We start from the raw sequence: 13,454 nt of genomic DNA on the forward strand, positions 1-13,454 counted from the left end.
AATGGACGCGTGGTACGGGGTGTTACTCGGGCTTGAACAGGCGGTCGGCGATCATCGCGCCGATGGGCATGGCGGACGTCGCGGCGGGTGAAGGCGCGTTGCACACGTGGAGCATTCGTGGGGTCTGGGCGAACAGGAAGTCGTGTACCAGGCTGCCGTCGCGCATCACCGCCTGGGCGCGGATACCCGCCTCGTAGGGCAGCAGGTCGTCGAGGGTCAGCGATGGGCAGTACTTGCGGCACTGCTCCAGGTAGCCGGACTTGAACAGCGAGTTCTTCATCTCGGTAGTGCCAGAGCCGAGGTTTTGCCAGATGGTTTTCCAGAAGCCGGGGAAGCTGGCGTACTGCGCCACGTCGCGCCAGTTCACCGAGAACTTGCGGTAGTTCTCGCGGCCCAGGCCAAGCACGGCATTTGGGCCGACGGTGACGCTGCCGTCGATCATGCGCGTGAGGTGTACGCCGAGAAACGGCAGCTCCGGGTCGGGAATCGGGTAGATCAGGTGGTTGACGATGTTGTTTTTCGTCGCTGGCAGGCGGAAGTACTCACCGCGAAACGGGATGATCTGGTGGTCGATCGGTATGCCGGCCAGCGTCGCCAGGCGGTCCGACTGCAAGCCCGCGCACACCACCAGGCGGCGGGCCTGCCAGCTTTCGCCACGGGTGTTGACGGTGACTTTGTCGGTGTCTTCATGGATCGCGGTGACGGTACGCTCCAGGCAGATCTCGCCACCGTTGCTGCGGATCACCCGGGCCATGGTGTCGCAGACCTGGCGATAGTCGACGATGCCGGTGGCGTCGAGGAACAGCCCGCCGAGGCCGACGATGTTCGGTTCACGCTGGCGCAACTGGTCGGCGTCGAGGCGCTCAACCTTCATGCCATTGAGCTGGGAGCGTGCGTACAAGGCTTCCATGCGCTGCATTTCCAGGGGGCTGGAGGCCACCAGTAATTTGCCGCATACCTCGAACTTGATCCCGTGTTCAGTGCAGAACTGTTTGGTCTGCTCGGCGCCGCGCTTGCACAGGTCCGCCTTGAGGCTGCCCGGCGCATAGTAGATGCCGGCGTGGATCACGCCGCTGTTGTGGCCGGTCTGGTGTTTGGCCAGCACGGGCTCTTTTTCCAGGATCACCAGCGAGGCACCGGGCTGGCGCTTGAGCAGTTCCATCGCCGTGGCCAGGCCGACGATGCCGCCGCCGATAATGCAATAGTCGTGAATCATGGGGTGGGCTACCTAAAGTTGCACATTTCGGTCTGCTTATCAGGTTGTCAGACTAATGTTTTTGTTAAAAAAATGGCGTGTCCAGGACACGCTACTTAAAGGATCAGTTTGTCTCGGGCAGCTCCAGGCTCAGACGCCGTGCCGCTGCGCGCAGGTGGGCTTCAGCGCTGGCGGCGGCGCGTTGGGCGTCGCCATCGGCAATCGCCTGAAAGAGCTGCTGGTGCTCTTGGGTGGCGTCGGCAGAGCCGGTGGCGAAGCGTGATGCGGAGTTTTCCCAGGCGGTTTTGCGCGCGCTGGCCAATTGGCTCCTGAGAAAGTCGTGGAAGGCGACGAAGTATTCGTTTTTGCTGGCGTCGGCGATGGCGCGGTGGAATTCCACGTCGGCGATGGCGGCGGCTTCGAAGTTGTCGCGGTTGTCCTGCATGGCTTGCAAAGCACTTTTCATGCGGTGCAGGTCGGCCTCGTCACGGCGCTTTGCGGCAATCGAAGCGGCTTGGGTTTCGATCCACAGGCGCACTTCGAACATCTGCGCCAGGTCCGGGCTGCGGCCATTGGGCTGCGGGAACCGGAACACCGTGCCGGCAGGCGTCTGCGAGATAAACGAGCCCAGGCCCCGGCGGGCGGTGATGATGCCGTCGGCCTTGAGCTGGGCGATGGCTTCGCGCACCACCGAGCGGCTGACGTTGAGTTGTTCGGCCAGTTGCTGTTCGGTAGGCATGCGCGATTCCGGCGGCAATTGGCCGGAATCGATTTCTGCGCGAATCGCGCTGACAACCCGCACGACAAGCGAGTCGGGGCGCTGGAGCTCAAGCATGGGACAACCTTGGTAATCAGGTTGTCAGACAATAGTCGTTACGATTTTACCTTGTCAATATTTGTGTCGTATTCCTGCCGCCAGCAGGATCAGGCCCACCGCCACGCCAAAGGTGCTGTGCAGGCCAAAAGCCACGGCCTGCGGGGTGGCGCGGATCACATCCGGCGTGGCCCAGGCGAACACCGCACCCAGGCCCGAGGCGCCGACAATCAAGCCGATATTGCGCGACAGGTTCAGCAGCCCCGATACCGTGCCCCGGCGCGCGCCGTCCACATCGCGCATCACTGCGGTGTTATTGGCGGCCTGGAACAGGCTGTAACCCGTCGTTAGCAAGACCAGCGCGCCCAAGTAGGCCGGCAGCCCGGCGGCCAGCGCGAGTGACAGCGCCCCCACGGCCATGATGCCGAGCCCGGCGAGGGTCATGGGCGGGCTGCCGAAACGGTCGGTGAGGTGGCCCGCCGGTACGCCGGTGACGGCGGCGACACACGGCCCGACCGCCATCACCAGGCCCATCCAGCCCGGCGCGAGCCCCAGGCCACGGGACAAGTAGAACGGACCGACCACAAACGTCGCCATCATCACCGCCGATACCAGCGTGCTCCGCGCCAGGCCCGAACGCAGGCCGGGGGTTCCGAGTGCCGACCAGAATGGCCCGCCTGGACGTACCCCTTTCTTCATCGGTAGATACCGCCAGGCGAGCGCGGCCGCCAACAGGCCCAATGGCACGCCAAGCACAAACAGCGCGCGCCAGTTCCACAGGCTCAACAACACACCGCCGAGGCTGGGGCCCATGGCGGTGCCGACGGCCGAGAGCGTGCCGAGCAAACCCATCACCCGGCCGGTGCGTTCCTTGCTGACGGTGTCACCGACCATACCCAGGGTCATCGCCATCATGACCGCGGCGCCCAAGCCTTGCAGCACCCGCGCGGCGATCAGCCAGGGCAGGGTGGGCGCCATGCCGCAAAGCCCGCAGGCCGCCGCGAACACCAGCAAGCCAGCCAGCAACAGCCGCCCGCGCCCAAGTCGATCCCCCAGGCGCCCGGCGCTGACAATCACCGCCGTGATCGCCAGCAGATACGCGATGACAACCCACTGCACTGCCTGGAACGACGCCTCGAACGCCAGCGCCAGGCTGGGCAGGCCGACATTGGCGATGCTGGTGCCAAGGGAGGCCAGCAACATGGACAGTGACAGGCTGAACAGTGCGCCGCGTGAAGAGGTCTGCATCCGGAATTCCTTGAGTGATCGCAACTGTTACAAATCTACGGCGTCGCCTAACATGGCGGAAGACGCATGGGTTGCACTGAATACCTGCGTCTAACGCCTGATAAGGAGCGCCGATGCCCGATCTGAATCTGTTGATCACCCTGGACGTGTTGCTCGCTGAAGGCAGCGTTGCCGGTGCAGCCAAGCGCCTGCGCCTGAGCCCCTCCGCCATGAGCCGTGCATTGGCGCGCCTGCGGGAAACCACCGGCGACCCGTTGCTGGTGCGCGCCGGGCGTGGCCTGGTGCCGACGCCGCGTGCGCTGCAGTTGCGCGAACAGGTCAGCCAACTGGTGCAGGACGCCCATGCCGTACTGCGGCCCTTGCAAAGCCTGGACTTGGCCTCTGTCGAGCGCACCTTTACCTTGCGCACCAGCGAGGAGTTCGTCGAAAACGTCGGCCCGGCGCTGCTCGCACGGATTGCCCGCGAGGCTCCCGGCGTGCGCCTGCGTTTCGTCAACAAGACCGACAAGGACAGTGCGTTGCTGCGCGAAGGCAGCGTCGACCTGGAAACCGGCGTGGTCGACCCCGCCGGCAGCCCGGAAGTGCTGACCCAGGCGTTGTTCCGCGACCGTTTGATTGGCGTGGTGCGCAGTGGGCATCCACTGAGCCAGGGCGACGTCAGCGTGCAGCGTTACGCCGAAGGCCAACATGTTTACGTCTCCCGTCGCGGACAGGACCGTGGGCAGATCGACGCTGCCCTCGAAGGCCTGGGCCTGGCCCGGCAGATCAGCACCATCGTTGCCGGTTTCGCCACCGCCATCGCCCTGGCCCGCAGCACCGATCTGATCGCCAGCGTGCCCGAGCGCTACACCCTGCACCAACGCCAAGGCTTGCACAGCTTTGCGCTGCCATTGAGCCTGCCGACGTTTACCGTGGCCATGCTCTGGCACCCGCGCCTGGACGCCGACCTGGCCCATCGCTGGTTGCGTGGATGTTTGCGTGAGGTGTGCGGACAGCAACAGGTATAATCGCCGCACCCTAACCCCAGGAATTTGCATGTTCAGCCTTACCCGCTACACCACACCGTGCCCGGAGTCCATCAATGGCCAGATCCTGCAACTGGTGGTGGACAACCTCACCGACATCAGCAGCGTGGCACTGCCACCGAGCAACTTGCTCTACAACATCTACCAGTACGCCATCGGCTTTGAGGTGCACCTGTACCTGGAAGCCTTGAACGGTGCGAAGGGGATTGCGGTTGAACTGGTCGTGGCCACCGATGCCCAGGACCCGGAAAAGGTGATCGGCTTTGTGTTGTATTTGCCGGTCAAGGACGACCCCGAGGCGTGCGGCATTGCGTTCATGGCAGTGCGGCAGGGTTGCCGACGCCAGGGCGTGGCGCGCGGCATGGTGGGCGAGGTGCTTGCGCGCTATCCCCACGCCGAGCTGGCCTGCGCGGTGGAAAAGGTGCCGGCCTTCGAAGCCATGGGCTTCCAGGTGCGCGGCGCACGCGACACCCAGGTGCTGATGAATACCCGCGATTACGCGACCGACGGGCTGATGGGCGTGGTGGAAGTGGCGCCTATCTACAGCTCGCTTGAGGTGCGGCAGATTCACACCTACCTGCTGCAAAAACACGGCAAGCGCGCGATGGTCGATGCCGAGAAGCAGCGCGACCGTCACCTTGATCAACTGGCGCGCAAGGTGCAGGTGTTTTTGCGGGGGCGGGGCTGAAATAGCGCGCCGCTGTGTGAGATGTGTTGCCCGAGCCAACGCTTTCGCGGGCAAGCCCGCTCCCACATTTGATCGCGGTTGATGAAGAGTGAGTGTTCGGCTGGAGATCGTCCAGGCACTGCCAATCCCCTGTGGGAGATGTCGAGCTTCAGCGAGGCTTCGAAAGCGGCGGCACTGGCGATACAGATCGCCGATTCACCATCGCCATGATCGTCGCCAACAGCTCCTGCTGCGCCTCTTCCCGGCTGATTTCAGCACTGGCCGCCGCCTGGGACAGCGCTTCCGCCGCCCCCAGCATGGCGCGCAATCCGGCCTGGGACACACACCCGCCGGGCGCAAACGGCGACAGCGCGTCGCGGCATTTATCCAGAAAAATCGCCTCGTACTGGCGCTTGAGGCTTTCCAGCTCGGGTGAACTGCTCAGCGCGGCGATCACCCCTGGAATTTCGCGGCCCTGCAATAACACGCAATCGACGTAGGACGAGGCAATCACCCACGCGCGGTCCTCCAGTGTCGCGTTGCTCGCCTCGATAGCCTCGGCAAACAGCTGATTCTGGCGCCCATCAAAGTCTTCATACAGCGCGGCGAGCAACCCGGCGCGGGTGACAAAGTGGTCGTAGACCACCGGCTTGGTCACCCCCGCGAGTTCCGCGAGGCGGCCCAGGGTCAGGGCGTCGGTACCTTCATCGCGCACCAGTTGCCAGGCCACATCCAACAGCTGGCGCAGGCGATCTTCGCGCGACAGGCGGCGACGTGGGGCAGGGGATTCATGGCTTGACATGCTTATATACCAAAAGTAACTTACCAAAGGTAACTTAAGCCCAGCCTAAACCGAAATGGAGTCAATGTCATGCACGCTCTGATCGTTGTTGCCCATCACGACCCGCAATCCCTCACCCATAGCATCGCTGTGCAAGCCGCAGCGGGGCTGACCGCCGCCGGTCACACCCATGAGATCGCCGACCTCGCCGCCGAGGGTTTCGACCCACGTTACGGCGCTGCCGACCAGCGCGTGCATCGCAGCCGCGCCGAGCCGCCTGCCGATGTGCTGGCCGAACAGGCGCGTATCGACCGTGCCGATGCGCTGATACTGGCGTTTCCGATCTACTGGTGGTCGCTGCCGGGCTTGCTCAAAGGCTGGATCGACCGCGTGTTCGTCAACGGCTGGGCGATTGATTACGGTCCGGATAAACCAGTGGTGAAAAAGCTGCGGCACTTGCACGTGCACTTGCTGGCCGTCGGTGCGGCGGATGAAAGCGCATTTGAGCGCCACGGTTACGCCAAGGCCATGCGCACGCAGATCGACCATGGGATTTTTGATTACTGCGGGGCGAAGGTGCTGACCTCTGAGCTGATGCTGGAGTCGGAAAGCGGCACCGCGCAGGCGCACCTGAACACCGCCCGGGCGATCGGGCAGCGGCTGTTCCAAGGGGAAACCGTGGTGGGTTGATTCAACCTTCGCGAAACAGGTCGTGGGCGTCGAGCAGGCGGTAGGCAATCTCCGGGCGCTTCTCCAGGCCCCGGCGAATCGCTGCCGGAATCGCTTGCCGGGTCTTGCGGCACAGGCCCGGCAAGGCGTCGATCTCGATCTGAATCCCGCGCATGCTCCTGACTTCGGTGTGCCCCGGCGCGACCTGCACGCGGATGCCCAATTGCTGGTACATCAGCTGCTGCATGCGCTCCAGGTCTTGCAGGCTCTTGAGGTCTTCAAGGCGCTCGACTAGTTTCTTCTCTTCCTGGCGCGTGAGGTTGAGGATGCGCACATCGGCGCCAGGGCTTTGCAGCAGTTGTTCGCGGTCGCAGTCGCAAGCGCCGGGTGGGCAGGGTTGGCGAATATTCATGTGCTTGGCCTCCCCATTCCGACGCTGCCGGCTCAGTCGCTGAGCTGGACCCCAAGACTGCCCAGGGCCTTCCAGTAGTCAGGATAGGTCTTGGCCACGCAGTCGGGGTCCTGAATGCGGATGCCCGCGACTTTCAACCCGGCCAGGGCAAAACACATGGCGATGCGGTGGTCGGCGTGGGTGTCGATCAACGCATCGCACGAGGTACCGGCCAGTGCCGGATCGCTGGCTACGAGCAGGTCGTCGCCTTCGATGGTCGCCAGGCCCGGGCGGATCTCATTGAGGCCGTCATGCAGGGCTTGCACGCGGTCACATTCCTTGACGCGCAGGTTGGCCAGCTCGGTGAAGCGCACCGGGGTGTTGTTGAACGCTGCGAGTACCGCGAGGGTCGGGATCGCGTCCTGCATCTGCGAGCCGACCACCGTGGCCTGCATGTTTGGGAACTGGGCGATCACGGCCTGGGCCTTGGCGTCCGGTTGGGTGAAGTCCTGGGCGGCGACGCCGATGTCGATGCGCCCGCCAGTCAGCACTTCGGCGGCCCACAGGTAGGTGGCGGCGGACGCGTCCGGTTCGATCAGGTAATCGTGGGCGCAGTAGCCGGTCGCAGCCACGCGCCAGGTGGTGTCGTTGACTTCTTCGATCCGGGCGCCGAAGGCCCGCATGCAATCGAGGGTCAGGTCGACGTAGCCACGGGCACCGATGTCCTTGCCGGTCAACGCCACTTCAATCGGGGCGTCGCCGCAGGCGGCGAGCATCAGCAGGGCCGAGACGTACTGGCTGGACAGGCCGCCGTCGATCTCGAAGCGCTTGGCCTGCACCTTGCCCACGCCGTGCACGGTCACTGGCGGGCAGCCGGTCGGGCTGTCGACCGCGATGCCGTTTGCGCGAAGGGTCGCCAGCAGCGGGCCGATCGGGCGTTTTTGCATGTAGTCGTCGCCGGTCAGCACCACGGTGCCTTCCACGGTGGCGACGGCGGCGCTCAGAAAGCGCATCGCGGTGCCGGCATTGCCGAGGAACAGCGGTTGCGTCGGCAGTTGCAGCTTGCCGGAGCTGGTGACGACAAAGGTGGTGTCGTCCGGCTCGTCGATGCTCACGCCCATCTGGCGCAGGGCCACCGACATATGGCGGGTGTCATCGCTCTTCAGCGCGCCGCTCAGGCGGCTGGTGCCCTTGGCCAGGGCCGCCAGCAACAGGGCGCGGTTGGTAATGGATTTGGAGCCGGGGGGCGCGACCTTGCCATTGAGGGGGAAATTGGGCGGTGTAACGGTCACGGTTTTCTGCGAACTCAAGGTACAAGGCTCCTGATGCAAGGCAAGGTGGTACGGAGTGGCCGACGGGCGGACCCGAATAATCGGCCAAACCCGCAGTGCTTGTCGAGGCTTAGCGCTGGCTGAGCCAGTAATCGTGCAGCGCCCGCGCCGCCGGTTCGATCTGGCTGACGCGCTGCTGGTGCGCTGCCACATCCAGGTCGGCTGGCAGTTCGAAATTGTCCTGTTCGGCGCACCAGGAGATTTTTTCCAGTTCGGCGGCCTGTGGTGCTGGCAGCGCGGGCCAGTTGCCGATGGCGGCGCCACGGATATAACCAAAGCACCATTCCTCGGCGAGGGTCACCGTTTGCCCTTGGTGTTCGGTGTCGTCAAAGCGGGCCTTGAAGCCCGTCGCATCGGTCGCCAGTTGCCCGGCCAGGGTGTTGATGTGGCGGACGCACAGTTCAAGGAAGCGTTGCGCCTCGTCCATGTTGTCCCACGCGGGATTCTGGCCGCCCCAGATCGCCGGGAACCACTCGGCCACGTCCACCTGGGTCGGGCTCGACACCAGTGCCGTGAAGTAACCGTCCAGTTCGGCGAGGTTTAGCACCGAATGGTCGTCGCCGTACTTTTGCAGGGTGTCTTCGATAAAGTCGAATTCGGCCGGGGAGAGGGGTTGGGCGTGCATGGGCATATCCTTCAAACGTCGAGCGCCGCGGACGGGGCGGCTTAAAACGCGAAGGATGGCGTGTGTGCGGGGTTTTATCCAGCGTTTTCCCAGTCCCGCTTTTGGCCGATGCGCCGTTGTGCACCCTTGTTATAGTTCGGCCCTTATCACTCGCCAGTCAGGGATCACTGCCATGTCCGAATATCAAGCTTTCGTTGTCGAACTCAGCGGCAATGTTGCCCATGTGCAGATCAACCGCCCGGAAAAGATCAACGCGATGAACGCGGTGTTCTGGACCGAGATCATCGACATCTTCCAGTGGATCGAAGACACCGACGCGGTACGCGCCGTGGTACTGAGCGGTGCCGGCAAGCATTTCTCCTCGGGGATCGACTTGATGATGCTGGCCTCGGTGGCCAACGAGTTCGGTAAGGACGTGGGCCGCAATGCGCGTCTGCTGCGGCGCAAGATCCTCGAACTGCAAGCCTCGTTCAACGCCGTCGACAACTGCCGCAAACCCGTGCTGGCGGCGATCCAGGGTTACTGCATCGGCGGCGCCATCGACCTGATCAGCGCCTGCGACATGCGCTACGCCGCCGAGGGCGCGCAATTTTCGATCAAGGAAATCGACATCGGCATGGCCGCCGACGTCGGCACCCTGCAACGCTTGCCGCGCATTATCGGCGACGGCATGTTGCGTGAGCTGGCCTACACTGGGCGCCAGTTCGGCGCCGAAGAGGCGCGCAGCATCGGCCTGGTCAACCGCGTTTACGCCGATCAGGAAAGCCTGCTGGCCGGTGTGATGGAGATCGCCCGTGAAATCGCCGCTAAGTCGCCGATTGCGGTGACCGGCACCAAAGCCATGATCAGCTACATGCGTGACCATACAGTCAATGATGGCTTGGAATACGTTGCCACCTGGAACGCGGCTATGTTGCAATCCAACGACCTGCGCGTGGCCATCGCGGCCCATATGAGCAAGCAGAAACCCGAATTCGTGGATTGACTGACATGACCCCAGGCTGGATTACCACCACACTGCTGGACAACGACACCCCTGGCGGCTGGGCCGTCGCCCGCAGCCGCGAGGGCTTTTTGCATGACAGCAATGGCCCGCTGTTCCCCCGGGAATGGCTCAAGCGCCAGGATGTGTCGGTGTTTGCCGAACACGGCATCGGCCACCTCGACGGCGAGCCGGTGTACCTGCTGGAACTCAACGCCCCCGTCGACGTGCCGGGGTGCAGTTGGCAGGGCCTGCGCGGCTTTATGCTGCAAGGTGATCACAGGCTGTACAAAGTGCTGGGCTACGCCGCGCAGATCGGCACCTGGGCGCGGGAACACCGGTTTTGCGGGAGTTGCGGCCAGGCCATGGCCCAGGTGCCACGGGAGCGGGCGATGTTCTGCCAGGCTTGCGACCTGCGCAGCTACCCACGGATTTCGCCGAGCATGATCGTGCTGGTGACCCGTGGCGACGAGATCCTGCTGGCGCGCTCGCCGCGCTTCGTCAGTGGTGTCTACAGCACCCTGGCGGGCTTTGCCGAGCCGGGTGAGTCGGCCGAAGACTGCCTGATCCGCGAGGTGCGCGAGGAAGTGCAGGTGGAGGTCAAGAACATCCAGTACATGGGCAGCCAATGCTGGCCGTTCCCCCATTCGATGATGCTGGGCTTTCATGCCGAATACGCCGGTGGCGACATCGTGCCCCAAGCCGACGAGATCGAAGATGCGCAATGGTTCAATATCCATAACCTGCCGCCGTTGCCGGCGTCACGTTCGATTGCGCGCTACCTGATCGACCTCTACCTGGCGCGGCGCTTAGGCCACGCTGAACCAGTGCTGCCAGGCTAGGCGCACGGTCAGGCCCAGGACCACGGTGATAAACACCGGGCGAATGAATTTGGCGCCGCCGCTGATCGCGCTGCGAGCGCCAAAGAATGCGCCGAACATCACGCAGATGCCCATGGTCAGGCCGACGATCCAGTCCACCGTGCCGTTGAAGATAAACACCGAGAGTGCCGCCGCGTTGCTGACGAAGTTCATGCTGCGCGCCACGCCGCTGGCCTTCACCAGGTCGACGGGGTACATCAGCAGGGTGCTGACGGTCCAGAACGCGCCGGTGCCGGGGCCGGCCACGCCGTCGTAGAAGCCCAGGCCGAAACCCTGGGTGGATTGCCACTTCTTCTTTATCGGTGCGTCGGCTTCCAGCGGCGCCTTGGGCGTGCCGCCGAACAATAGGTACAGGCCACAACCGAAGACGATCACCGGCAGCATCTTGTTCAGGGTTTCGGCTGGCAGGTAGTGGGCGACCACCGCGCCGGTCAGTGCGCCGATGAAGGTGCCGACAATGGCGTGTACCCACTGGCGCGGGTGAAACAGCTTACGGCGGTAGAAGGTAAAGCTGGCGGTAGCCGAGCCGAAGGTGGAACTGAGCTTGTTGGTGCCCAGTACCAGATGCGGTGGCATGCCCGCGGTGAGCAGGGCCGGGGTAGTGAGCAGGCCGCCGCCGCCAGCGATGGCGTCGATAAAACCGGCGACGAAGGCCACGGCGGCGAGAATGGCGAGGGTGGTGAGGTCAACGCTGAGTTCGAAGGGCATGGACAGGGCTTATGGTTGGCAAGGCGCTATGCGGAAGGCCGCCATCTTACTGCCAGATGTACACAGAACCAAATGTGGGAGCGGGCTTGCTCGCGAAGGCGGTGTGTCAGTCACTAAGTTTTTGACTGAACTACCGCATTCGCGAGCAAGCCCGCTCCCACATGTTTAACAGCGATCAGCCGTGACGTTTATCCAACCATTCCAAGGCCGTGCGCCAGATACAAATCCCCAGAAAGTACGCCGACATCAGCGACCACAACCCAAACGTCCACGGGTTGGTGTTCGGATAATCCACCACCATCAAGAAGCTGCACAGCAACCAGATGGTGGTCACTGCGATATTGATCGGCATGAACCGCTTCACGCGGAACGGGTGCAAGAACTTCATCGGCGTCACGGTCAGCAGGGCCAGGCCGATCACGGTGAGCAAGGTGACCCAGGCATCCGGCTGGATGATGTACACACACAGCGCCACCACGTTCCAGGCGGCGGGGAAGCCGACGAAGTAGTTGTCCTTGCTCTTCATGTTGACGTTGCAGAAGCAGAACAACGACGACACCAGGATCACCGACACGGTGAACAGGTGGGTAAAGTCCGGCAGGTCGATATAGCGGTAGATAAACAGCGCGGGGATGAACACGTAGGTGAGGTAATCGATCACCAGGTCCAGCACCGAGCCGTCAAAGCTCGGCAACACCGTGCTGACATTGACCCTGCGCGCCAGGGAACCGTCGACGCCATCGACCACCAGCGCCAGGCCCAGCCACAGCAGGCAGGCCTTGGGGGAATTTTCCAGCAGCGCCAGGGTGGCCAGAAAAGCCAGTACCACGCCGGTGGCGGTAAAGCCGTGGGCGCCCCAGGCTTTGAGTCTGGCTACATGCAGGGTCGTTATCACGGGCGGTTCTCCAAAAGGTGAAACGGGGCAGCCGACAGCGAAGCGCGGTCGAGTCTGGCCAGGGAATGCAGGTATCGACCGGGAAGGGGGGGATAAGGTTCACCACCCCGGCGTTAGAGTTAAGCGTAGCAAGCGCTGGCCGTTTCGGCATCAACCCTGGCGGAACACCAGCGCCTTGAGACCACTTTGCGCGTCAATATCCGGAAATTCCGGCGGGTTTTCCAGGCGTTCGACAAATCGCAGCCCCGGTGCCTCACGGGTCACACCGTCGATCAGGAAGTCTTCGCCGAAGGCCGGGTCGTTCATGCACGCCAGCACCGTACCCTGGGCTGTGAGCAAGTCCGGCAGGCGGCGCAGCACGCGTTGGTAGTCCTTGGTCAGCAGGAAACTGCCTTTCTGGAACGACGGCGGATCGATGATCACCAAGTCATAGGGGCCACTGTTGGTGACCTTGGCCCAGGACTTGAACAGATCGTGGCCCAGGAACGTGACCTGGCTCAGGTCATGACCGTTCAGGCGATGGTTGTCACGGCCACGGCTGAGGGCGCCACGGGCCATGTCCAGGTTCACCACATGGTCGGCGCCGCCTTCGATGGCGGCCACGGAGAAGCCGCAGGTGTAGGCAAACAGGTTGAGGATGCGCTGGCCCTTGGCGTGTTCGCGCACCCAATTGCGGCCGTAGCGCATGTCGAGGAACAGCCCGCTGTTCTGCTTTTTACCCAGGTCGATCAAATAACGCAGGCCGCCTTCGGTGATGGTCAACTCGTCGATGGGGCTGCCCACCAGCCATTCGGTGGTGCTTTGCGGCAGGTAGCGGTGTTGCAGCGCCACGGTGTAGGCACTCAACTGCGTTCGCAGCAACTGTTTCAGGGCTTCCAACTGGGCCGGTTCCGGCTCCTTGAACAATGCGACCAGTATCACGCCTTGCAGCCAGTCCACCGTCAGTTGCTCCAGGCCCGGCCAGCAGCGCCCGCGGCCGTGGAACAGGCGCCGGGTTTCGTCTGGTGGGGTCGCCAAGGCGTCGAGCAGGTGGGCGTGCAGGGTAGCGAGTGCGTCTGGGTTCATCATTAAACGTCAGTCATTGAGCGGGCGGCATTTTAAACACAATGGCGAGGTTCCGGGGTGGTTGAGCACATCGTGCTGGGGAAAATCGCAATACCAGTGATTCATGCTCAAGATTCAGATTTTTACGCCTGAGAACAGACAAAAAATCCTTGGGCGTCGACATAAACTGGAAAAAAA

At 63.3% G+C, this 13,454-nt stretch carries 15 protein-coding genes; 5 read left to right on the forward strand and 10 right to left on the reverse strand.

What is annotated here, in order from left to right:
* Nucleotides 1–22: 22 nt before the first annotated feature.
* The 3 genes from lhgO to PSH81_RS11910 all read right to left on the reverse strand — a co-directional run bounded on the left by lhgO (nucleotide 23) and on the right by PSH81_RS11910 (nucleotide 3,257).
* Nucleotides 23–1,216 (reverse strand): L-2-hydroxyglutarate oxidase, encoded by a 1,194-nt coding sequence (gene lhgO / locus PSH81_RS11900; RefSeq protein WP_226457103.1) that lies wholly within the window; start codon nucleotides 1,214–1,216, stop codon nucleotides 23–25.
* Between the two features lie 103 nt (nucleotides 1,217–1,319).
* The gene (locus tag PSH81_RS11905) at nucleotides 1,320–2,030 is read right to left on the reverse strand and encodes a FadR/GntR family transcriptional regulator (protein ID WP_192299595.1); all 711 of its coding nucleotides are present in this window, start codon (nucleotides 2,028–2,030) and stop codon (nucleotides 1,320–1,322) included.
* Nucleotides 2,031–2,084: 54 nt separating this feature from the next.
* Nucleotides 2,085–3,257 (reverse strand): MFS transporter, encoded by a 1,173-nt coding sequence (locus PSH81_RS11910; RefSeq protein WP_305392590.1) that lies wholly within the window; start codon nucleotides 3,255–3,257, stop codon nucleotides 2,085–2,087.
* A 113-nt stretch (nucleotides 3,258–3,370) separates the two neighbouring features.
* On the opposite strand from PSH81_RS11910, the gene PSH81_RS11915 reads away from it, so the two are divergent.
* Entirely contained in the window at nucleotides 3,371–4,264 is an 894-nt protein-coding gene (locus tag PSH81_RS11915; protein WP_226457101.1) for a LysR family transcriptional regulator, read from the forward strand.
* A gap of 28 nt (nucleotides 4,265–4,292) precedes the next feature.
* Nucleotides 4,293–4,970 carry a GNAT family N-acetyltransferase gene (locus PSH81_RS11920; protein WP_226457100.1) on the forward strand — a complete coding sequence of 226 codons (678 nt, stop codon included), beginning with the start codon at nucleotides 4,293–4,295 and terminating at the stop codon, nucleotides 4,968–4,970.
* A 148-nt stretch (nucleotides 4,971–5,118) separates the two neighbouring features.
* Here the strand turns inward: PSH81_RS11920 and PSH81_RS11925 are convergent, their stop codons facing one another.
* A complete protein-coding gene (locus PSH81_RS11925) occupies nucleotides 5,119–5,751 on the reverse strand; it encodes a TetR/AcrR family transcriptional regulator (RefSeq protein ID WP_226457099.1) in 633 nt (210 codons plus the stop codon).
* Nucleotides 5,752–5,820: 69 nt separating this feature from the next.
* Between PSH81_RS11925 and PSH81_RS11930 the strand changes: the two genes are divergently transcribed.
* Nucleotides 5,821–6,420, forward strand: a complete 600-nt coding sequence (locus tag PSH81_RS11930; protein ID WP_305392591.1) for an NAD(P)H-dependent oxidoreductase — start codon at nucleotides 5,821–5,823, stop codon at nucleotides 6,418–6,420.
* A gap of 1 nt (nucleotide 6,421) precedes the next feature.
* Here the strand turns inward: PSH81_RS11930 and PSH81_RS11935 are convergent, their stop codons facing one another.
* The 3 genes from PSH81_RS11935 to PSH81_RS11945 all read right to left on the reverse strand — a co-directional run bounded on the left by PSH81_RS11935 (nucleotide 6,422) and on the right by PSH81_RS11945 (nucleotide 8,746).
* On the reverse strand, nucleotides 6,422–6,811 hold the full coding sequence (locus tag PSH81_RS11935; protein WP_192299589.1) for a hypothetical protein: 390 nt from the start codon (nucleotides 6,809–6,811) through the stop codon (nucleotides 6,422–6,424).
* A 32-nt stretch (nucleotides 6,812–6,843) separates the two neighbouring features.
* Nucleotides 6,844–8,100 carry a 3-phosphoshikimate 1-carboxyvinyltransferase gene (gene aroA / locus PSH81_RS11940; protein WP_305392592.1) on the reverse strand — a complete coding sequence of 419 codons (1,257 nt, stop codon included), beginning with the start codon at nucleotides 8,098–8,100 and terminating at the stop codon, nucleotides 6,844–6,846.
* A gap of 91 nt (nucleotides 8,101–8,191) precedes the next feature.
* Nucleotides 8,192–8,746: a UPF0149 family protein gene (locus tag PSH81_RS11945; protein WP_305392593.1), complete on the reverse strand. Its 555-nt coding sequence runs from the start codon at nucleotides 8,744–8,746 to the stop codon at nucleotides 8,192–8,194.
* A 172-nt stretch (nucleotides 8,747–8,918) separates the two neighbouring features.
* On the opposite strand from PSH81_RS11945, the gene PSH81_RS11950 reads away from it, so the two are divergent.
* Both PSH81_RS11950 and nudC read left to right on the forward strand, forming a co-directional pair.
* Nucleotides 8,919–9,731: a crotonase/enoyl-CoA hydratase family protein gene (locus tag PSH81_RS11950; protein ID WP_226457096.1), complete on the forward strand. Its 813-nt coding sequence runs from the start codon at nucleotides 8,919–8,921 to the stop codon at nucleotides 9,729–9,731.
* Nucleotides 9,732–9,736: 5 nt separating this feature from the next.
* Nucleotides 9,737–10,570 carry an NAD(+) diphosphatase gene (gene nudC / locus PSH81_RS11955; RefSeq protein WP_226457095.1) on the forward strand — a complete coding sequence of 278 codons (834 nt, stop codon included), beginning with the start codon at nucleotides 9,737–9,739 and terminating at the stop codon, nucleotides 10,568–10,570.
* Here the strand turns inward: nudC and PSH81_RS11960 are convergent.
* The 3 genes from PSH81_RS11960 to PSH81_RS11970 all read right to left on the reverse strand — a co-directional run bounded on the left by PSH81_RS11960 (nucleotide 10,538) and on the right by PSH81_RS11970 (nucleotide 13,277).
* Nucleotides 10,538–11,317, reverse strand: a complete 780-nt coding sequence (locus PSH81_RS11960; protein ID WP_305392594.1) for a TSUP family transporter — start codon at nucleotides 11,315–11,317, stop codon at nucleotides 10,538–10,540. The genes nudC and PSH81_RS11960 overlap by 33 nt on opposite strands.
* A 175-nt stretch (nucleotides 11,318–11,492) precedes the next feature.
* On the reverse strand, nucleotides 11,493–12,212 hold the full coding sequence (gene pcsA / locus PSH81_RS11965; RefSeq protein ID WP_192299583.1) for a phosphatidylcholine synthase: 720 nt from the start codon (nucleotides 12,210–12,212) through the stop codon (nucleotides 11,493–11,495).
* 150 nt (nucleotides 12,213–12,362) lie between these two features.
* Complete coding sequence (locus tag PSH81_RS11970; protein WP_226457166.1) at nucleotides 12,363–13,277, reverse strand: class I SAM-dependent methyltransferase; 915 nt, start codon at nucleotides 13,275–13,277, stop codon at nucleotides 12,363–12,365.
* Nucleotides 13,278–13,454: the final 177 nt, after the last annotated feature.

The sequence above is a fragment of the Pseudomonas sp. FP2335 genome (assembly GCF_030687535.1).
Lineage (GTDB): Bacteria > Pseudomonadota > Gammaproteobacteria > Pseudomonadales > Pseudomonadaceae > Aquipseudomonas.